At 42.9% G+C, this 20,710-nt stretch carries 21 protein-coding genes; 9 read left to right on the top strand and 12 right to left on the bottom strand.

Features of this window, described 5'->3' with window-relative positions; genetic code table 11:
- Nucleotides 1-202: 202 nt before the first annotated feature.
- Nucleotides 203-1,666, bottom strand: coding sequence for a DHA2 family efflux MFS transporter permease subunit (locus PPM_RS12990; RefSeq protein WP_064964240.1), 1,464 nt, complete (start codon nucleotides 1,664-1,666; stop codon nucleotides 203-205).
- Nucleotides 1,667-1,803: 137 nt separating this feature from the next.
- Between PPM_RS12990 and PPM_RS12985 the strand changes: the two genes are divergently transcribed.
- From PPM_RS12985 to PPM_RS12975, 3 genes are all read left to right on the top strand, one after another.
- Complete coding sequence (locus tag PPM_RS12985) at nucleotides 1,804-2,373, top strand: TetR/AcrR family transcriptional regulator (protein WP_013371346.1); 570 nt, start codon at nucleotides 1,804-1,806, stop codon at nucleotides 2,371-2,373.
- 196 nt (nucleotides 2,374-2,569) lie between these two features.
- Nucleotides 2,570-2,821: a YolD-like family protein gene (locus tag PPM_RS12980; protein WP_013371345.1), complete on the top strand. Its 252-nt coding sequence runs from the start codon at nucleotides 2,570-2,572 to the stop codon at nucleotides 2,819-2,821.
- 37 nt (nucleotides 2,822-2,858) lie between these two features.
- Nucleotides 2,859-3,065, top strand: coding sequence for a hypothetical protein (locus tag PPM_RS12975; protein ID WP_013371344.1), 207 nt, complete (start codon nucleotides 2,859-2,861; stop codon nucleotides 3,063-3,065).
- A gap of 127 nt (nucleotides 3,066-3,192) precedes the next feature.
- Here the strand turns inward: PPM_RS12975 and PPM_RS12970 are convergent, their stop codons facing one another.
- A complete protein-coding gene (locus PPM_RS12970; RefSeq protein WP_013371343.1) occupies nucleotides 3,193-3,522 on the bottom strand; it encodes a DUF3817 domain-containing protein in 330 nt (109 codons plus the stop codon).
- Between the two features lie 414 nt (nucleotides 3,523-3,936).
- On the opposite strand from PPM_RS12970, the gene PPM_RS12965 reads away from it, so the two are divergent.
- Complete coding sequence (locus PPM_RS12965) at nucleotides 3,937-5,976, top strand: fibronectin type III domain-containing protein (RefSeq protein ID WP_013371342.1); 2,040 nt, start codon at nucleotides 3,937-3,939, stop codon at nucleotides 5,974-5,976.
- A 62-nt stretch (nucleotides 5,977-6,038) separates the two neighbouring features.
- Here the strand turns inward: PPM_RS12965 and PPM_RS12960 are convergent, their stop codons facing one another.
- From PPM_RS12960 to PPM_RS12940, 5 genes are read right to left on the bottom strand one after another with little or no spacing between them, the layout of a single operon-like run.
- Complete coding sequence (locus PPM_RS12960; RefSeq protein WP_013371341.1) at nucleotides 6,039-7,439, bottom strand: HAMP domain-containing sensor histidine kinase; 1,401 nt, start codon at nucleotides 7,437-7,439, stop codon at nucleotides 6,039-6,041.
- Complete coding sequence (locus PPM_RS12955) at nucleotides 7,430-8,089, bottom strand: response regulator transcription factor (protein ID WP_013371340.1); 660 nt, start codon at nucleotides 8,087-8,089, stop codon at nucleotides 7,430-7,432. Before PPM_RS12955 ends, PPM_RS12960 begins: the two co-directional genes overlap by 10 nt.
- 36 nt (nucleotides 8,090-8,125) lie before the next feature.
- On the bottom strand, nucleotides 8,126-8,884 hold the full coding sequence (locus tag PPM_RS12950; RefSeq protein ID WP_013371339.1) for a lantibiotic immunity ABC transporter MutG family permease subunit: 759 nt from the start codon (nucleotides 8,882-8,884) through the stop codon (nucleotides 8,126-8,128).
- Nucleotide 8,885: 1 nt separating this feature from the next.
- Nucleotides 8,886-9,617: a lantibiotic immunity ABC transporter MutE/EpiE family permease subunit gene (locus tag PPM_RS12945; RefSeq protein ID WP_013371338.1), complete on the bottom strand. Its 732-nt coding sequence runs from the start codon at nucleotides 9,615-9,617 to the stop codon at nucleotides 8,886-8,888.
- 1 nt (nucleotide 9,618) lies between these two features.
- Complete coding sequence (locus PPM_RS12940) at nucleotides 9,619-10,326, bottom strand: lantibiotic protection ABC transporter ATP-binding protein (RefSeq protein WP_013371337.1); 708 nt, start codon at nucleotides 10,324-10,326, stop codon at nucleotides 9,619-9,621.
- A gap of 150 nt (nucleotides 10,327-10,476) precedes the next feature.
- Between PPM_RS12940 and PPM_RS12935 the strand changes: the two genes are divergently transcribed.
- Nucleotides 10,477-11,604, top strand: a complete 1,128-nt coding sequence (locus PPM_RS12935) for an NAD(P)/FAD-dependent oxidoreductase (protein ID WP_013371336.1) — start codon at nucleotides 10,477-10,479, stop codon at nucleotides 11,602-11,604.
- Between the two features lie 124 nt (nucleotides 11,605-11,728).
- Here PPM_RS12935 and PPM_RS12930 read toward each other — a convergent pair whose 3' ends face one another.
- Complete coding sequence (locus tag PPM_RS12930) at nucleotides 11,729-12,892, bottom strand: MFS transporter (RefSeq protein WP_013371335.1); 1,164 nt, start codon at nucleotides 12,890-12,892, stop codon at nucleotides 11,729-11,731.
- Nucleotides 12,893-13,003: 111 nt separating this feature from the next.
- Here PPM_RS12930 and PPM_RS12925 point away from each other — a divergent pair, with 111 nt between their 5' ends.
- Entirely contained in the window at nucleotides 13,004-13,309 is a 306-nt protein-coding gene (locus PPM_RS12925) for an ArsR/SmtB family transcription factor (RefSeq protein ID WP_014599797.1), read from the top strand.
- A 110-nt stretch (nucleotides 13,310-13,419) separates the two neighbouring features.
- Here the strand turns inward: PPM_RS12925 and PPM_RS12920 are convergent, their stop codons facing one another.
- The gene (locus PPM_RS12920; protein ID WP_013371333.1) at nucleotides 13,420-14,286 is read right to left on the bottom strand and encodes a MurR/RpiR family transcriptional regulator; all 867 of its coding nucleotides are present in this window, start codon (nucleotides 14,284-14,286) and stop codon (nucleotides 13,420-13,422) included.
- 180 nt (nucleotides 14,287-14,466) lie between these two features.
- Here PPM_RS12920 and PPM_RS12915 point away from each other — a divergent pair, with 180 nt between their 5' ends.
- Together PPM_RS12915 and PPM_RS12910 are read left to right on the top strand one after the other, a co-directional pair.
- Nucleotides 14,467-15,486 (top strand): Gfo/Idh/MocA family oxidoreductase, encoded by a 1,020-nt coding sequence (locus PPM_RS12915; protein WP_013371332.1) that lies wholly within the window; start codon nucleotides 14,467-14,469, stop codon nucleotides 15,484-15,486.
- Between the two features lies 1 nt (nucleotide 15,487).
- A complete protein-coding gene (locus PPM_RS12910; RefSeq protein ID WP_013371331.1) occupies nucleotides 15,488-16,483 on the top strand; it encodes a Gfo/Idh/MocA family protein in 996 nt (331 codons plus the stop codon).
- A gap of 247 nt (nucleotides 16,484-16,730) precedes the next feature.
- Here the strand turns inward: PPM_RS12910 and PPM_RS12905 are convergent, their stop codons facing one another.
- Both PPM_RS12905 and PPM_RS12900 read right to left on the bottom strand, forming a co-directional pair.
- Nucleotides 16,731-17,087, bottom strand: coding sequence for a hypothetical protein (locus PPM_RS12905; RefSeq protein ID WP_014599796.1), 357 nt, complete (start codon nucleotides 17,085-17,087; stop codon nucleotides 16,731-16,733).
- Between the two features lie 63 nt (nucleotides 17,088-17,150).
- Entirely contained in the window at nucleotides 17,151-17,534 is a 384-nt protein-coding gene (locus PPM_RS12900; RefSeq protein WP_048481107.1) for a hypothetical protein, read from the bottom strand.
- A gap of 69 nt (nucleotides 17,535-17,603) precedes the next feature.
- Here PPM_RS12900 and PPM_RS12895 point away from each other — a divergent pair, with 69 nt between their 5' ends.
- Nucleotides 17,604-17,918 carry an SDR family oxidoreductase gene (locus tag PPM_RS12895; protein WP_014599795.1) on the top strand — a complete coding sequence of 105 codons (315 nt, stop codon included), beginning with the start codon at nucleotides 17,604-17,606 and terminating at the stop codon, nucleotides 17,916-17,918.
- Nucleotides 17,919-18,074: 156 nt separating this feature from the next.
- On the opposite strand, the gene PPM_RS12890 is transcribed toward PPM_RS12895, so the two are convergent.
- Nucleotides 18,075-20,309, bottom strand: a complete 2,235-nt coding sequence (locus PPM_RS12890; protein WP_014599794.1) for an alpha-galactosidase — start codon at nucleotides 20,307-20,309, stop codon at nucleotides 18,075-18,077.
- Between the last annotated feature and the right edge of the window lie 401 nt (nucleotides 20,310-20,710).

The following is a 20,710-nucleotide window of genomic DNA, read 5'->3' as shown; positions in this document are numbered from 1 at the left end:
AGGGAACCTCCTTAATAGTAATCGTAATTTTTACGCTTTACTCCATAAGTCATATCGTAACCAAATGAGGAGGATTTGTAAATATGTAATTATATGAATACCTATCTAGATTCATAAAAAAAAGCTGCTTAACCATAAATGAGATGGTTAGCAGCCTTTAGGTTTATTCAGGTATTACATTTGGAATGAAAATAATAATTAATTAGTGCATGGGTGCTTTAGCAGTGCCATGTTCAACATGAACTCTGCGGATGAAAAACGCAAGGATCAGACCGATCACGCTGATGACCATTGCAAAGAAAAATGAATTCTGAGATCCGATTACCATGGCATTAGCCATTTCATTTACGGATTGAGGCATGCTGGATTGGCTCAAATAGCTGTCCATGCCTTTGGAGAGAATACTTACCGCTACGGCAGTACCGATTGCACCAGCGACTTGCTGGAGCGTACTCATAATAGCCGTTCCATCTGGGTATAGATCCATAGGGAGCTGGTTTAGACCGTTAGTTTGGGCTGGCATCATAATCATAGAAATACCGATCATCAAGCAGCTATGCAGCACAATAATGAGTACGAGCGTGGATGTCGTTGTAATGCCGGACAGGAAAAACAACACAGCGGCCACGATCACAAGTCCTGGAATCACAAGCCATTTGGGACCGAATTTATCGAATAAGGAGCCCATAATAGGCGACAAGAGACCGTTGATAATCCCACCTGGCAGAAGCACCAAACCTGCTGTTAGAGCGGACAAGGCCAGCCCTTTTTGCAAAAAGAGTGGAAGAATCAGCATCGTAGAAAGGATCGTCATCATACATAAGAACACCATGATAACGCCGATCACAAACATTGGATATTTAAATACACGCAAATTCAGCATAGGTGCTTTCATTTTCAACTGTCGTACAGAGAACAGAATCAACGATATCACGCCGATGATCACAGGAAGCAAAACAACCAGGCTGGTCCAGCCTTCGCCACCTTCACCAGATTTACTGAAACCAAACACGACACCGCCGAAGCCAATGGAAGACAGGATAATAGATAATAGATCAATCTTGGGCTTGGTCGGTTCTGAGACGTTCTGCATAAACAAAATACCGCAGATCAGCGAGAGGACCAAGAAAGGAAGAGAGATCCAGAAGATCCAGTGCCAAGATAAATTCTGAAGTACCAGTCCTGCAATGGTAGGTCCTACCGCAGGTGCAAACATAATAACCAATCCGATGATTCCCATAGCCGCGCCTCTCTTTTCAGCTGGGAAGATAATTAAGATCGTGTTAAACATCAACGGCAATAACAGCGCTGTACCCATAGCCTGTAAAATGCGTGCGATCAATAACACTGAAAAGGTAGGGGCAAGCGCTGCAACGAGACAACCAGCTATTGAAAATAGCAACGATGTCACAAACAGCTGTCTTGTGGTAAAGGTTTGAAGCAGCAATCCCGATACAGGCACCAAAATACCAAGTGTCAGCAGATAAGCGGTAGTCAGCCATTGAGCTGTTGCAGTTGTAATATGCAAAATCTGCATCAAATCATTCAACGCAATGTTAAGTGCCGTTTCACTGAACATTCCAATAAAGCCACTAAGGAGCAGGGCAATCATAATAGGTAGCACCTTGAACGTTTTGGGTTCAGAGGGTGAGCTTGTTTGACTCATTGTACTCATGTTGTTTTTGTTCCTCCAATAAATTAATGGGTATTGAATTATAACGATCGGTCTATATATAATAAACATGCTATTATTTTTTTGTCAAAGTAAAAGTTTCAAATATTATATAATGAAGGATGCTGTATATGGCTGCTAAACCCGAATCATATGAGAATATCGTACAAACGGCGTCGAGGCTCTTTTTTCACCAGGGGTATCATGCTACCGGACTGAATCAGATTCTTGCGGAGAGTGGATCACCGAAGGGATCACTTTATTATTATTTTCCACATGGTAAAGAAGAGTTGGCTTTGGAGTGCATAAGAAGAGGGAATGAGTTTATTAAGCAAAAATTAAAACAGGCACTGAGTGGAAACGAAAATCCTGTAGTAGCCATTCAGGATTTTATTCGTCATACAGCTGAGGAGGCAGACCGTCTCGGCTTTGACAGCTTCATGCCGATTGGCTTCTGGGCTGCCGCGGAAACTTCCTGTATTAGTGAATCACTACGTCATGCCTGTGTGAATACGTTTACAGATTGGCAGCACATCTATATGGAACGCCTTCAGGAATCGGGCTTGGACGAGAAAAAGGCACACAGTCTGGCGGTACTGATCATTTCGATGCTTGAAGGTGCATTAATTTTGGCCGTTACACAACAGAGCAGTGCTCCTATTTATAATATCGTGGATTACATTCCACAGCTGGTCAAATGACTTAGCTGGTCGGTTTTCAAGCGCCCCTAATGAGCTCCAACAAACGACTTTAGAGAGTCGATGTTTTCATTTTTGAGAACTCGGCTTTTTGGTGCATCCTGGGACGTAATTTTACTCACATTACCAGCACCAAATGATGAAAAGTATGGTAAAATGGAATGAATTTGATTTTGCGCGAAAGGAAGAGTGATAGCAAGTGGCAAAAGCGAAGGTACCCAAACGGCCTACTCGGGATGAATTTGTACTGGAGGAAATCGGGAATCAGCTTGTAGAAGCACAACAAGAGCAATCCGAAGTTGTATTGACAGTATGGGGACGCGAAGAAGCAACCCGCGGACAAATCGTTAAAATGGACTCGAGAACAGGCAAGGTTCATGTAGAGAGTAATGGAGAAACGGATAAAGTTCCTTTTATGGATATCATGAGTGTAAATTACCCGAGAGATTAGTTGTGATTACATAAATATAACAGAAAGGGATGAAAGAATGTCAAAGTTAGGCGTCTCCCTTACAATCGGTATTTTTATGATCATCTTTTCAATAATTTTCGGTTTTAAAGTATATATAGCTGTTTCTGCTGCTATGTTCGGACTTTTTGCTTATCTAGCTACAGTAGGATATCTCAAACGTAACAGCCAGGATGATCCGTCAAATGATGGCTATTATGAATTTTTGGAAAATGCCAGGAACTAATAATTATTATTCGTGAATAAAAAAACAACCGAGTGGTTTACAGCCATCGGTTGTTTTTTTTATATTCTGCTGTATAAGTGGTAAGGAGAACACCGCATTGCTGCGTTGACCTAGGCCTGGTATGGGTTTATGTAGCTTTGATCGAGCTGGCATGACTGGCACGGGCTTCGGCTTTCTTAAGCACCTTACGATCGAAAATGAAGGGGCCGAACGGCAACAGCGAGGCAATCAAGGCTGCAAGCCCTTGCAGCAGCGTAATTTTACGCAAAATCAGCATGACAATAGTGGCAACCACATAAGCCACAAACAGTACCCCATGGATCATTCCCACCCAGCTTACCATTTGCGGCATTCCGGCTGCGTATTTAAGTGGCATGGCAATACACACAAGCAGCAGATAAGAAATCGCTTCAATATTACCAATGGCACCAAACGTCTTAAAAGCATTTTTGAACATAATACACCTCCTTTTTCTATTACTTAAAATTTAATATATCCTATAATGCAATGTTATTAAACGGTAGAAAGTTACGATATATCGAATATTTACAGCTTGCTCTTAATATTTCCTCTGAGACTAGGGTAACAAGGTTTGCTTTGTATGGCTTAGCGCAAGAAAAAAATGTCTAGTTAGCCAAGCTCGAAGGCATTGTGTATATGGACATTTCGAGGTTAACATGTACCCAATTACTAAAGAATGCTAGTGTCAGGTCTAAACATTTGGTATGGAAATTCCGATAACAGTTAAATGAACGTCTGTACGTTATGGTATATATTTTAAAAGCTGGATTACAGCAGAAGGGTTTGTGAGTCTACTTATTCGTTTTGACAACATAAAATTTCAATACTGGTATCAAGGAGAGCATAAAACATGAATAAAAAACGTTTGCGTCAATGGATGGCTCCGTTCGCAACGGCTACGCTGATTTTGAATACGGGGTATGGCATTTTGGGACCCGATGCAGTGGCTAGCGCGTTGCCGACTGAAAGGCATAACTCAAATCTGACAGGTTTGAACATACCACAATCACATACCAAATTAGCGACCGTTCAAGGACGCCAAATACCGATCACTTCTAGTACGAAATTGACTACATTAACCGGTCAGAAGCCTAATATTAACCAAGTGATGAAATTAATGTCGACCCAATTGGTTACTGCGAATATTGCGCCAGCAGAGGTAAGCAATCTGACAGCGATTCCTACAGAAACAACAAAAGTAAATTTGTCCTGGACTAATCCATCGGACATCAATTTTGACCACGTAAAAGTGGTTAATGTCACTAACGATGTATATGTTGATAACATTCGAAGTAACTCTTATATGATGAGTGGTTTACAGCCGAATACGACATATACCTTTCGAGTAAAGACAGTGAATAAGAGCGGCAACGAATCTCTAGGTACGACAGTACAGGTTAAAACAGCTTCCACTGATGCCCCTGTGGATAAGACACCCCCAGGAGAAGTAAGCGGGCTGACAGCGACAAATATAGGATATAATGGATTTACCATCAATTACATACTGCCTAAGGATGCTGACTTAAGCCAAGCGATTATTTATTTAAATGGTACAGAAATTCAGAAAACCACAGGCACGTCTTACACGTTTAATGTGTTGAATGCTGCTACAGCCTACACTGTAATGGTCAAAACGATAGACAAATCCGGAAACATATCTCAAGGAGTTAGTATTCCCGTTACAACGTCTTCAGTCTCTACCGATATCGTGCCCGAAGTGACAGGTGCTTCAGTGACATCAGTTAATAACTATAGTGTTACTGTTTCCTGGACAAAACCTAGCGGAATTAGTACAGTCAGTCTATATAAGGATGGACAACTGGTAACTGATTCAACAGGATCATCCTATACATTTAACAATCTTTCGGCAAGCCAGACATACACGTTCACGATAAAATCCAAGCGGAGCACAGGTGCGTTATCCTCCGGTGTGAAGCTGACTGCCACAACGGACAGCACATCTTCCAATTCGTCAGAAGTGTCTAATCTTGAAGTCGATAGCAAAAGCGACACCTGGATCAAAATCACCTATGATATGCCGAGTCGAGCAGAGAGGGTAAAAATCTATGTTGATGGTGATTATAAGGGAAATACAACCTCAGAATCCTATAAAATAACGGATTTACGAGAAGGACGCTGGTATGAGATTAAAGTCATAACCGTAAATAGTAGTGGAAGGGAATCTAGTGGTGTAAAGATATCCGAACGCACGAATTCGGATGGTTACTACTCTTCGTCCTCTAGTTCATCGAACTATGAGAAAGCGAGAGATTTAATGCGGATTGCGGAGAACAGTCTAAATGCGTCCGACTGGCGTTCTGCCAGAGATGCGATAAGTGATCTGCCAACCGGTACACGTAAAAGCGATCTGCTAGATCGACTGGAGGCTATTCGCAATAGGGCATTAGGCACCAGTAGTTCATCGTCCGGGACGAGTTCAACTACAACGACTTCCGGCACTACGACGAGTTACACGAACAATGCGGTTGCTTCATATACAACATCGTTCACCCTGACACCAGGAGCTAAAACAGCTTATGTTGATGGTCGGGCTACAACGATAGCTCAGGCGCCAAAAATTATAAATGGGGTAACGATGGTCCCGTTACGCTTTATCAGTGAACGGGTGGGTTACGATGTAAACTATGAAAAAGGGACTAAAAAGATCATTCTGAATCGTCCTACAGACGGCAAACAAATAGTACTTCAAGTCAAGAATTCCACCCTTGCTGTATATGAGTTAAACAACTCCCGAAATTATTCGACGAACATCACTGCTCCGGTTATTGTTAACGGCTACACGCTGGTTCCATTACGAGTCATCAGCGAGCTTTCGGGTTATCAGGTAAACTATAATAGTGTTTCCAAACAAATTACGATTACCAAATAAATACTCTAACAAAAAGAGTTCTAAAGTAAAAAAACTTTAGAACTCTTTTTGTTAGGAGTTTATCATGATGTCGATGATACACGGATTGGTATCTCAATGCTTACCTGTCCGCCGCCTGTCTGGGTGGAGTTAGTGATGATCAGCTGTCCGCCATGTAGGTTCACAATGGATTTTGTTATATACAGACCCATGCCGTAATGTCCAGTTAATCTTCTGGACGAGTCGCCCATATAAAATTGCTCCGTTGCCTGTTTGAGGCCTTCAGGAGAGAAGCCTGGGCCTTCGTCTACGATGCTTAAACGAATACACTCTTCGGCAGACTCCGCAGTCAGCCGGATTTCGCTATATTCCGGCGCTTGCTCTACCGCATTAGAAGCAACATTCATGATGGCTCGCTCAAGCAGAACTGGGTCTACATACAACGTACTAGGGAGGTTGTATGTAGCAAATACGACAGATATTTTTCTGACAGCGGCCAGAGCCATTACCTGATCTTTTATCTTAGTTAGATAGAAGTCAGTATCTATCGTTTCCGCCTGCAGGGTGGCTACTGTTTCCGCTTTTGAAATTTCAATAAGAGTCTTAATATACTGCTCCATTTGCCTGGTGCTCTCCGCTATATAATCGGTATAGTTTTTTTGCTCCTCCGATTGATCGGTTTCGGACAGCAACTCTACGTTTCCGCGAACGATAGTGAGTGGTGTTTTGACATCGTGTGCCAGGGCGGATATTTGCTCACGACGGGATTTTTCGAGATTCCATTGTTTCTGAAGCGAAGTCTTTAACGTTTCTTTCATTTTATCCATAGAATGGAGCACCCGATCGATCTCCATCACACCACTGAGCTGAATTGAGAAGTCCAGGTCCTGTGCTTGAATTTGCTTTGTAGCCTGCTGCAATCCACTCATTTTGCGCGTCAACTTTCGTCCGAAGGAGGAAGCGAGTAGGGCTCCTCCCCCCAGGAAGGCGATACAAAACACGGCAAAAAAGGACAATTCCGCGTTCGGCAGATATTGACGTAGAATAGGAAGTTCAAACTGTGCCGAGACAGAGTAGCGCATCACAGTAACTTCATTATTATGTGAAACTTTTACATAGTTGTAGGGAAATTGATAGGCAGTATTGCTCTGCTGCGTAACACTCCAAGCGGCTTGAGCCTGCTTTTCAGAAAGATTTCCCTCAATGTGGCGGCCTTCCGAAGTGAATGACGCGTATCTATATAGTTTCTGCCGAGAATCCGGCTGTAGGGTCTTGCCAGCTTCAAGGATTGCCTTATCCTCCCGTACCTGATTCTCAGCATAGTTCGCAGGAAGAATGGTTCCACAAGACATCAGGATATAGAAGGTGAGGACCAGGAACAGCGCTAGCGCAATCGTCCCGATACAGAACATAACTAAATAACCCAGAAAAATGGTTCGCAGTTTGGTTGTCTTATGTGCTTGCTGTATTTTGGCTACTTCCATCGGTATCCGATCCCCCAAACTGTCTCCACTGGCGAAACCTCTACTTTGCCAAGCTTGGCCCGAATATTTTTGATATGCTCCACGATGGTGGCGGAGTCGCTGTCTCCATCAAAGCCGAAGACGGCTTCGTAAATCTGTTCTTTAGAGAACACTTGGCCCCAGTTCAGAGCTAGAAACTTACATATCTCATATTCACTTTTGGTAAACGGGATTACAACATTTTGAACGGTGATTTCCTTACCCGACAGATTGAAATGAACTTCCCCGATGCAGAATACATTACGCCGTTCACGATTCTCTCGTCTGAGATGGGCGTTGATTCGAGCGCGCAGCTCTCCAGCCCCAAACGGCTTGACAATATAATCGTCGGCTCCTTCCCCAAGGCCCAACATTACATCGTTCTCCATGGATTTTGCTGTAAGGAACAGGATCGGACAGTCTACCTTGCTGCGAATTTCCCGACAGAGTGTGAATCCGTCCATGTTCGGCATCATCACGTCCAGCAGGATGAGGTCAAAGGCTCCAAGCTGCATGGTGAGAACCTGTGGGGAGGTGGAGACTACCGTGACAACATGGCCATCTTTCTGCAAAATATTTTGAAGTAGTGCCAAAACGGCGGGTTCATCATCAACGGCCAACAAGTTTGCCATGCTTTATTCACTTCCCTTGCTTTCTTTCTTTAATCTTTACTCGGATGAATTTTGTCCTTCCCAACGACAAATCCATAACCCTAATAATACCATGATGACTAAGGTCCCTACTACGCAATATCTGATTCCCAAATCAAGCTGTATAGTTTCAGGGATAGAATCTGCTGAGCTTACGCCGTATTGCACCCAGATCGTGATGAAGCGGGCAGCCCAAGCAGAGGGGATGAATATCCAATTATGATCACCCAGCCCAGTTAGAAGCAAAGCGGACAATAGACTCTCCATGATGCCCAGACCGATAGAAGCTCCTTTACCGAATCGCAAACTAACGAAAAAATGTAGAATATAAAGGAATAAACTCGACATAAACAGAATGCAGGCACCCAACACATAAAACTTCAAGCCATACGGGGACTCTTTCAACAGATATATATAGCCAGCTCCAAAGCCGCCTGAGGCAAGCAGCACACTACCAAATCCCAAGCACAGAAGCAGGCTAAGCTTGCTCAAAAAAGGTAACAGCTTCACCGGTGAGGTCAAGAGGTGTTGAAAATTTCCAGCGACTGACTCCTGCTCAACAGCAATGGAGCATACAATACCAATCATGGTAGGAAGAGTCACAGCCAGGACCTGCAAATAGCCGTCTATCTTCGAAATCGATGAGTATGGAGTGAAGGAATAATAGGCAAGAAAGATTGCTATGCCTAAGAGTGGCACAAGCAGCTGCACCAGCAATAAGGGCTGCCTTCTAAGTTTGAGCACATCAGATTTCAGATTGCGGAAGAAAGATATCATCTTACTTAGCCTCCCGTTTACGGAAAGACATGGCCGTCAGCACTGACAGAATCATGAATAGACATACTGTGATCAACAGGCCGGGAACAATTATGCCTCTATCCAAAAGTGGATCTCCTGAAGGAACGGAAAGCCCATTAGGCAGCACTTGAATGACGGCGCACATCAATCGCGCTGGAATAGCATAGGGTACCGCCCACCATACAGAAGACGTAGCGAACAAGACGGTGCAGGCTACGTTGCCCAGCATGTTGATGATTAGGGTGGCAAACATGCCTATTCGATCCGTTAGGAACAGGCAAAGTGGAACTTGCCACAAAAAGGTGATGAAGAGTAGCAGAGTTGCAGCGACGCTTTCTGCTAGTGTCACGGAAGTTGAGAATACGAATCCGCCAAGAGTTATCCCTATAAATAGGATAATAGAGGAAACCATTAAGAGCCTTACGCAAACCCCGATTTTACCGTACCATATCCGAGCCAAATCTACAGATATGCCAAGGACAGCACGGTATTTCAGCTTCTTGCCATCCTTTTGGATCACTCCTGAGCACATTAAGGTGAGGGCACCTGGTAGCAGCATGAAATACCACCAATTGTAGCTGGCGCTTTGGAGCATACGTCCCCCCATGAGCACGGTACACAGAGTAAGAGTAACGATGGGGGCAAGCCAGACCAACTTTTTCGTGAAGGTGCGCCTTAACTTTAGATGTTCAGCGGCTATGTATTGCTGCATCCTACTCACCTCCCTTTCGGTATTCCTGTGCAATCTGCATGAACAATGATTCCAGGTTTTGCCCTGGAGTGACCGCCTCTTGATAAGCTAATACGCCGCCGGCAATGATACCGACATGGTCAACGATTTGTTCGACTTCGGATAGGATATGACTAGAAAGAATTACAGTAATTCCTCGCTTCGGGAAGGAGCGAATTAGCTCACGTTGCTCCTGAATACCAATGGGGTCTAGTCCATTGGTTGGCTCATCTAAGATCAATAGCTTGGGATGATTGAGGAGAGCAATCGCAATGCCCAGCCGCTGTTTCATACCCATTGAGAACTGGCCGGAGCGCTTTTTCCCGGTATGGGTCAAATCAACAATGCTCAGCACTTCATCAATCCGCGAATCAGGTAGTCCAAGCAACGTTGTGCGAACCTTCAGGTTCTCTCTAGCTGTCAAATTCTCATAGAGTGGAGGAGCTTCGATCAGTGCGCCGATCTGAGCAAGATCTTTTCGGGACCAAGGTTTCCCTTGAAATAAAATTTCACCGGCTGTCGGGCGTAGCATACCGGTTAGCATTTTTAAGGTAGTTGATTTTCCTGCCCCATTTGGCCCGAGCAATCCATACACGGAATTCTCCTGAATAGACAACGCGACGTTGTTCACTGCCTGCTGTCGTCCAAAGGTTTTGCAGAGATTTTTAGTCTGTAAAATAATATTATCCATATCAGTTCATCCTTTTCATTCGTTCTGACAACTACTTTACAGATCAATTCTAAGAACTTTATAAGGATTGAAATATTAATGTTTCAAACTTTATGCATTCATGCAGTATTCGCTATAATGGATACAGTGATTTAGGAAAGGGATGTAATCATGAAGAAGGTTATCGTAATCGGGTCAGGAATTCTGGGGGCATCGACAGCATACCAGTTAGCAAAAATGGGCGCTGATGTCATTCTTGTAGACCGCAAAGATAAAGGACAGGCGACTGATGCAGCTGCTGGCATTATCTGTCCCTGGCTATCACAGCGACGCAATCAGGCTTGGTACCAGCTAGCCAAAGCGGGCGCACGTTTTTACCCCGAATTGATTGAAGAACTCAAAAGCGAGGGAGAAACAGAAACTGGCTATGCTCAAGTTGGGGCTCTCAGTATTCACGATGATTTGGAGAAAATCAAAAAAATGCAGGAACGGGCACACTTACGACATACAGATGCACCGGAAATCGGTGAAATTACGCAACTAAATGAAAAGGAAACCCATGAACAGTTTCCTTTATTAGAAGATCGATATCATTCTGTTCATATTAGCGGTGCCGCTCGTATAGATGGTCGTGCGCTACGTGACGCGTTGATCCGATCAGCCCAAAGAAATGGGGCAACCCTTATCCATGGGGATGCTGTGCTTCAATATAATTCCGACCATGTAACCGGAGTAATGGTCGATGGACATAGTTTTTCGTCTGACGTAGTCATTGTTTGTGCTGGTGCATGGGCCAATCAACTGATGCTGCCTTTGGGCATTCGCTTTAAAGTTAGTTTTCAAAAGGCACAAATCATGCATTTGCAGATCCCTGCCGGACAAGATACAGGCACCTGGCCTGTAATCATACCGCCTTCTGACCAGTATTTGTTGGCGTTTGATCAACAGAAGATCGTAATAGGTGCGACTCACGAAAATGAAATCGAAGGCTACGATACAAGAGTAACAGCAGGTGGAATGCAGGAAATCCTAAATAAAGGTTTAGAATTAGCACCTGGTTTGGCAAATAGCACTTTTCAGGAGGTAAGAGTCGGTTTCCGTCCTTTTACCCCCGGTTTTCTACCGGTGCTTGGAGCTGTGCCTGGCTGGAACGGCCTTATAGCTGCCAATGGGCTTGGAGCATCCGGGCTGACCATGGGTCCCTTTATTGGAAGCCAACTGGCAAAGTTAGCACTGGGAATGGCTTTGGATATCAACATCGATGATTATGATATTCGAAATGCTATTGATGAAGATTGATCCTAGAAGCTGGACAACAGTAGATATGCATAAGAAGCCGCCATATTGGCGGCTTTTCTAATAATATAAGTTCTTTTCCTGGCCCAAAGATAGAGCTTATGTCGATTTTTAAGGTTACTCGTTTCTATTTTAGTCTTAGACCTAGTAAAACCCCGCTACGTATGAACAAGATTAGTGACACACCGAAACAAATCACAGAAAACAGGCTAACGGAAATAAAACCACCGCTGTGCGCGTATAGCATTCCTGCTGTGAAAGAGCCAACCATTGTTCCAAAATACATAGAAGAATTGGCAAGTGATGAGACTGTTCCGCGTGCTGTGGCAGACAAGGTTTGAAGCATACTCATCATAAGCGGAAAAATCATTCCAAGGATAAGGAAGATCAGAAAATATGTAATTTCGACATAGGTCACACTAGGTAAATAGGGCAGAAGCAAATAAAGCAGACCGATGAAAATTACGCCATAGATCAAAGAGTGCTTAGGCCCCACTTTGTTAACTAAGCTGCTCCCAAATAAGCTGCTGATCGTATTTCCTAAACCAAGGAATAATATCACCGTACCAATATTTGCAACATTGAGGCTGAATTTGTCGGACAGCCATGTGCCAATAAAAGAGAAGGCAGCAAAATTTCCGAGTTGGAACAGGAAGTAGGCCAGAAAAGCGACCTTAGGTGTTGACCCCTGCAGCAATGAACGGTATCTGTTCCTAATCGAGAGAGCCTTTTGCTTCTGTATAGAAGGAGGCAAGGCGGGCAAGAGAACAGCAGTCCAAATAACGATCAGGAAGGTGCAGCAACCAATCATAATAAAGGGTGTTTGCCACCCGGCGGTAGCGAGATAGCTGCCAATGGGCACGCCCAGCATTTGGGAAAAAGCTAATCCTGCGGTGACAACTCCCATGGCTTTTAACACTTTATGTGGTTGAACTAACTGAGGAATGGCTGCCCAAACTTGAGGTGAGGCAAAAGCGGCACTAATGCCAGCCAATAAGCGAAAAGCAAACATGGTCCAAAAATCAACGGCAAAGCCGCAAAGTAGAGTGAAGATACCAAAACCAAGTAAGCCGAACAGTAGTACTTTTTTTCGATTCCATGCATCTGACAACGGTCCTGCAATTAAGGCAAACAGAGCATACCCTAAAGCATAGGCTGAAACAATCCAGCCCGATTGTTCGATAGAAATGCCGAAGCTTTCACGAAGAATAGGTAGAAGAGGCGACACAATGAACGTATCTGTACCAATGAAAAACATGATCAAGAAAAACAAGGTGATAATTTTATTCAAAACGAAACCCTCCATTTGTTCTATAGTTCGAATATTTTAGAATAATAGAAATATAGCATTCCAATATGCTATAATGCAACTATAATTCTTTGTTAGGCAGGTGAACGGATCTTGAGAACGCTGTATCATCCCAACGTAATTGAAATTACTCTACCTACAGTTTTATATGCTCTAAGTGACCCCATTCGGCTTAATATCATCCAGATTTTAGACGAAAAAGGGGAGCAATCCTGTAGCTCGATAGATATTTCAGCTCCAAAGTCAACCTTGTCTCATCATTTTAAGGTTCTTCGGGAATCAGGGGTCATTCATACGAGAATAGAGGGAACCCAACGCTTTATCTCTATCCGTTACGATGATTTGAATGAACGCTTTCCTAGCTTGCTGTCGGCCGTACTGATGGGCTTGAAGCAATAAAAGAAAAAGGTCTAGTTAGCATAAAACTAACTAGACCTTATTTGTCGAAGAACAACCATATATAATTATAAATTGCCGCTTATTTTGCAGTTAGAGAGAAGCTGAACCCTCTACACGTCATTCATCATGTCGTTGAGATGCGAATTCTCCAACGATTGTGTCAGGGTTTGCATATTTTTCAAGTAGTCGATTTTATAGATACAGGAGTAAATCACGTTTAATACATAGTCAAAGGCAATTTGCGACGAAAAAGTACCAATCTTGGCATGCTTTACTTCGTCATTAGGCACCTGGATACATATACTACTTCGTTTGGCCAATTCACTTTGATTGGTAGCTGTAATGGTGATAAAAGGGATATTCTCACGCGTAAAATGTCGTGCCGCTTTTAAAAAAATCGGTGACTTACCGTGGTAAGTTAAGAAAATAGCGCAATCTTCTGAAGTTAGATTAGCCGTATGGTAAGCCCATTCAGACAGCTCCGTGGCTATAACCACATACTTGTTGATTTTTACTAATTTATTCTGAAAACTTTTTGCTCGGATTTGTGAATCGCCTAACGCATATATAAAGATCCTATTTGCTTGATCCAGTAACTGGGCTGTTTGTGACAGCAAGTGATCATCCATGAATGTAAAGTTTTTTTCAATCGTTTCCTTCATTAATTCAGCAATTTCTTTCGCCACTTGAAGTGGGGTTTCATCAAACCCGAATGGATAGTTGGGGTCTACATTAGAAATATTCTGGGTATCTTGCTGGAATTCCCGAGCGAGTTTTATTATAAACTCCTTGAAGCCGGATAGCCCAAGTTTGTGAATTAATCGATTAATGGCGGAATGCGAAGTATACGTAGCTTTGGCAAGCTCCTGAATATTTAAGTGCAGGATCGATTCCTTGTGGACCAAAATGTAGGAAGCAATGCTTTTTTCGTTTGGTGTAAAGTTTTGCATTTCTGATAATTGCATCAGTATTTTCAACAGGTTCCCCCCGGTTCAATTGAAATAACGTTTGATAAAAGATACCCAATAAACATTTTGTTTAAAAACAAGCCGTCATGCTTACAAATATTCGGTTAAATGTACCGTTTTGATGGCAAATTATTTACGATCGACGTTCTTCTACTATAATAAATGAAAAAGAGCCTAGGGGGAATTAATATGCTTACCATCGGTTATATTGGGAATGGCAAAAGCACCAATCGGTATCATCTGCCTTTTTCATTGACCAGAGATCATTTGAAAGTAAAGACGATCTACGCCCGTAATCCAGATAAAGGGGAGTGGGAGAAAATTCCTGGCGTGCAGTATACAGATCATCTTGAATCTTTAATGAACGATAAGGAAATTCAGTTGATTGTTGTCTGTACACCTGTAGAATCCCACTACACTTATGCGAAAATGGCACTCGACCACGGAAAAAATGTACTTATTGAGAAACCCTTTATGTTAACGAAAGAAGAAGCAGTGTCCATCTTCCAATATGCCAAAGAGAAAAATCTGATTATACAGTGCTACCAAAACAGACGATACGATTCGGATTTTCTCACTACCAAGAAGGTCATTGAATCAGGAAAACTCGGTGATTTGTTGGAGGTGGAAATGCATTTTGATTATTACCGCCCTGAAACCCCCAACTCCACCTCTCATTTTTCCAAATATAACAGTTACCTCTATGGACATGGCGCTCATACCATTGACCAGGTTCTTTCCTATTTTGGGAAACCTGACACGATCCATTACGACGTGCGCCAATTGCTCGGTTCTGGAAGAATGAATGACTATTTTGATCTGGATTTTTATTATCCCTCACTCAAGGTATCCATTAAATCCAGCTTTTTTCGTTTAAAAGAGCGGCCGAGTTTTGTAGTATACGGCAAAAAAGGCGTTTTTATAAAGCAGACAAAGGATCGTCAGGAGGAGCATCTTAAATTATACTATCTACCTAAGGGACACGCCGATTTTGGCATCGACCAGCCTGAGCATTATGGCATTTTAACGTACCTGGATGATGATGGTCAGTACCATGAAGAAAAAGTTGTTTCTGAAAAAGGAGATTATGCCCGAGTGTATGACGATCTCTATCATTCGATCATACACGGCAAAGAAAAAGCGATTACAGATGAAGAAACCATAACTTCAATGGAAATACTTGAGAAGGGTATAGAGGAGTGTAACTAGAATGAAATTGGGAATTGTCGGAGCAGGAATGATCGTAGGGGATCTATTGAGCTTTATTCAGGAAATCCCGACGATCTTATTAAAGGCCATTTGTTCTAGGCCTAGCCATGAAGAGAAATTACTAGCTTGGCAACATAGATATGGAATCTCTCAGATTTATTCGGATTACAGCAAAATGCTGAGGAATAACGACGTAGATACTGTCTATATTGGTTTGCCTAATCATCTCCATTATTCATATGCCAAAGAAGCATTACTGAGTGGTAAACATGTCATATGTGAGAAGCCATTTACATCCAATGTGCATGAATTTCTAGAGCTAAAAGAAATTGCTCAGCAAAGAAAACTGGTATTGGTGGAAGCTATTACGAATCAATATTTGAAAAATTATTTGTCCATAAAGGAGTATCTGCCTAAACTTGGCGAGATTAAAATAGTTGAATGCAACTATTCTCAATATTCATCCCGGTATGAGGCTTTTAAAGCGGGAGTAATCCAGCCTGCGTTTAATCCGGAAATGTCTGGCGGAGCCTTGATGGATATCAATTTATACAATATTCATTTTGTTGTTGGCCTCTTCGGGAGCCCTAAGAAGGTAGAATATTTGGCGAACATGGAACGTGGAATTGACACTTCAGGCATACTGCTGCTTGATTACGGCGATTTTAAGTGTGTTTGCATAGGTTCAAAAGACAGTACGGCACCCAATGCAGTGAACATTCAAGGCAATAAAGGCTATGTACACATGGCGAGTTCAGCTAATATATGCGATTATTTTGAATACACTCCTAATAAGGAAACGCCCATCCAGGTGGACCTAAAAGATCATTCGCATCGTATGTATGACGAATTCGTTGAATTCGAACGTATCATCCGAGAAAATGATTTGGAAAAAGTCTCGGATATGCTTGAACATAGCGAAAAGGTCATGAATGTCATTGAGAAGGCCAAACAGTCGGCCAATCTTGTGTTTGGTCCCGATAAACACAATCTTTAATGCTTGTACCTGAAATTGAAGAAGCAACTCGCTTGAGCTGCTTCTGACTCATGGATTTGAGAGTAGCAGATAGATACGTCTGCTACTCTTTTTTTGCCCAGATTCACAATTTCCGGTCCAAAAGCATGCCAATTTGCTCGGCCATCCTCGTCCCGAAGTTCATCTATTATTGGACAAGTACACTGGAGGGAAGGTAAAAGTGAGGGCTTAAACGTAAAAGGACCTGTTTTCGGGTGCCCTCAACCAACTATGATATTTTCCTCAAAATATTCGCACCAAATCCACTGCTTTGGTATGTTTTGACGAGATCACCAAGTCGTACAGAAAAGCCCAAGATACCGCTGCCCCTGTTCGTTCCACGGGGTACATCATACCATTGTCCGCTGACTTCCACCGCCCCGGTCGGATCATAAGTCACTTCCCCTTCCAACACATTGGTCCAATTATGACCACTGCCGTTGTCGCTTAATCCTGTCCACCAGATCCTATTGTTATTAAGGTGCCGAATGTAGTATATGCCTCCATCGTCGCCTTGCCAGGTTCCTGTCAAATCATACGCAGGTTGCCTCCAATGAGTTAGTGTAGGTACCTGATTGTAGTACATAGGTTGCACTCCTCTATTGAATTTATTATTCGTTACAGCATAAGTCCACAACAGCAGCTTGCTTTACCATCGTTGCCATGTAGTTGTGATAATTCCACCGGATACCTTGGTCAACTGGTCTTCACTACGGGTTAAGACCAAGGTACCGTTGTTCTTGTTCCTTCCACGCGGTACATCGGCCCAATTTCCTGAGATTACCACTCCCTCTGGTCCAATCTGTCGAATTCCATGAAACACGTGTGTCCAGTTTTGCCCACTGCCGTTGTCGCTAAATCCTGCCCACCAGACATGGGGGTCATCATGCCGAATGTAGTACACGCTTCCATCGTTGCCTCGCCAGATTCCCGTCATATCCGGTTCCTGCCGAGTCGCTTGTGCATTAACAAAAGACTCCCGATTGTGCATAAGCCTGCAATGAGTTAGCGTAGGTACCAGATTGTAGTACACAAGTAGCACTCCTCTATTTTTTTTATTTGTTACAACATATGCCGACACAAAACAATTGAACCTAGGCAAATGCGATTTGAGATTAGAAATCTCAATGGTCTGATTCGAATAGTTAGGCGAGAGCAAATTGATGAATGGAATATGATGATTGATATGAACAGCAGAGGGATTTTGTATGGAATTGCAGCTGATTTGCCTGCGATGCGGGAACACAAATCGGGACACATCATTAACTTGTCTTCTATTGCTGGACATAATGTCTACCCAGACAGCACTGTATATTGCGCGATTAGACATGCAGTCAAGGCTGATGAGTATGAGATATACGGAGGAGTTGGAGAGAAGAACAGCTATGATCTAATTCTTCATAGCTGTGGAGATTGAATTGATGGAATACCTTTTTTTCAGAGAGTCGTACCAGGTAAAATCATCGAATTTATACGAAAATGATTTTACCCGGTATGACGTATTTAAGATCAATAGCACCAATCATAGCGTTCTAACTAAAGTCTATCTCTCAATGAAACTTATACATCTCAATCACGAGGAAGTCTCTTTAGTTAGAGTAAATAATTGAGATGAGAAATCATATTTCTCCGCAATATTGAAATCCTGGTCAGCCTTATAAGGCGGGGTGAGTATAAGTCCGATGTTCATTAACTCGCTGCCTGTGAAACGTCGATCCAGTTCTTCCACGAAATATACTGCCATTTCGTCCAGTCCGATGAGCTTTAGCCGTGAATAAGCTGCATTAGGGCGTGAGAGTACCTGGTACCAGCCGACGAGAGCATGCTCACGTTCTGCATCAACGGTCATCCAAGCTGTCTCATTTTTTTCAAAGGGACTTAGCAGACGGTAAAACGTTCCCTGGGTAACTAATCGTTGGTGACGTTTATACAGTTGTATTTGCTTTTTGATTATATTGCACTCTTCCTCGGTTAAAGCTAATGGATCAAGTTCGTAACCGAATACACCGAAGTAGGCGACATTTGATCTGGTTTGCAGCGGTGCGGTTCTGCCTACCTGGTGGTTCGGAATGGTTGACACATGAGCACCCATGCTGCTAAGCGGATAGGCCATGGAAGTGCCATACTGAATCTTAAGACGTTCAATAGCTTCGCTATCGTCGCTCGTCCATGTTTGCGGAGCATAATAAAGCATCCCTGGATCAAATCGTCCTCCACCGGAAGCACAGGACTCAAACAAAACCTCAGGGTATTTGGTAATCAGCTTCTCATATAAAGCATACACGCCTAGGACGTAACGATGGAAAAACTCGCCCTGTCTTTCCTTGCCCAGAGATAATGAATAGGCTTCTGAAATGCAGCGATTCATATCCCATTTTACATATTCGATATGAGCAGAAGAGAGCACGTCATCCATTAACTTAAACAGGTAATCCACAACAGGCGGTTGGGAATAATCAAGAACATACTGATGCCGTCCATGCTTGCGTTTACGCCCGGGTGTTCCCACAACCCAATCCGGATGTTCCCTCATAATATGAGAGTCGGAGTTAACCATTTCCGGCTCAAACCAAAGACCGAATTTCATACCAAGCTCATTGATCTTCTTTGCCAAATTTGAGATTCCGTTCGGTAGCTTTTCACGATTTTCAAACCAGTCACCGAGTGAGGAGGTATCATTGTTTCTTTGACCGAACCAACCGTCATCCAAGACAAAGAGCTCAATCCCTAGTTCACTTGCTTTTTTAGCCATATCCACTATTTTCTTTTCGGTAAAATCAAAGTAGGTACCCTCCCAGTTATTGATCAATACAGGTCGTTCCCGTTCAGCCCAGCTACTACGAATTAAGTGTTTATTGTACAGGCGATGGAACGCCTGGCTCATGCCGTTCAAACCGCTCTGTGAGTAGACCATAACTGCTTCAGGCGAATAAAAACATTCTCCAGGATTCAGAGTCCAGCAGAATTTGTCAGGATGAATACCGAGGCTCAGTCGGGTAGTTGAGTAGCTGTCCACTTCCGCCTGGGCAAGAAAGTTTCCGCTGTAGACAAGATTCACTGCATATATTTCTCCTTGGTGTTCCTGAGATCCCGGTTTGGCAAGCGCCAAGAATGGATTGTGAATATGACTACTAATTCCTCGTGTGCTCCCAATGGACTGAACACCTGGTCTGAGTGGTGTACGCTCCACATGTCGTTCCCTACCCCATGCCCCCGACAAATGAATAATTTCATATTCGGAGTCAGGAAGATCAAGGCTCATGCTCATTAGACGGTTGACTCTCAGAACACTATTTCCGGAATTCGTTATGGATACGGATCGCGTGATTACAGGCAGTTCACTGAAGATGGTGTATGCAAGCACGGCAACCGCTCCTGTAAGGGAATCGGTCAGCGTGATCAGGAGTGTCTCTGCTTCATCTGCTTCATTACAAAACGTAGCAGGGAGATGGGGGATTTTAGGTTTCTCCGTGATGACCTCGTAACGGTCAAAGATGAACTCCATGACATGAGAACCGTCCTCCTGTATGATCTCAACTGCTGGTTCTCTAAAGTCTCCACTTCCCGAAGAAGGAAATTCCTGCTTGATGCTTTCCAATGATGTTACCAAGTCACCATCAAACTCACCGACAGACACAGAGCGGTAGCTTCGTTCAATAAAACGGTCATATTGACCTAGGTACTCCATTTTTTTGCCATAATACAAATGCTCCAATTGCCCGTTCTCCATGACACGGAAAAGGTAACTGCAGTATTTGTTCGTTAAGTGAAATGTACGTTCCTTTGGGTTAACTTGTATACTAGCCATGTACATAGCCCCTTTCAAAATATAACAGTCCTGTTGAAAGCGTTATTATAGAACTCAGCATAACAAAGCCAGGGATAGAAAATACATTACTTTTTTAAAGCGTATTATGGGAAAAACAAAGAAACCTTTAAAGAAAATTTATAGTTAGATCCACCCTTTTTTCTATGCATTTGTCATCCTTAACTTATGCTATACTGATAAATTAACAAACATAGATTCTATATTGGGCAAAGTACGGGGAGGGTGCGAATGGGCCAGAATACGTTTCAGGATGTAGATACACATCCCAGTTCAGAGCATGAAAATATATCGGATCTGATTCTATAAAATTGTGGGATAGGCACATATAGAGAACAATTTCTTTGTTTTTGCTATATTAATCTATAAAAATATTGGTATTT

This window comes from Paenibacillus polymyxa M1 (assembly GCF_000237325.1).
Classification (GTDB): domain Bacteria; phylum Bacillota; class Bacilli; order Paenibacillales; family Paenibacillaceae; genus Paenibacillus; species Paenibacillus polymyxa_C.
This window is presented reverse-complemented; position numbering and strand designations above follow the sequence as displayed.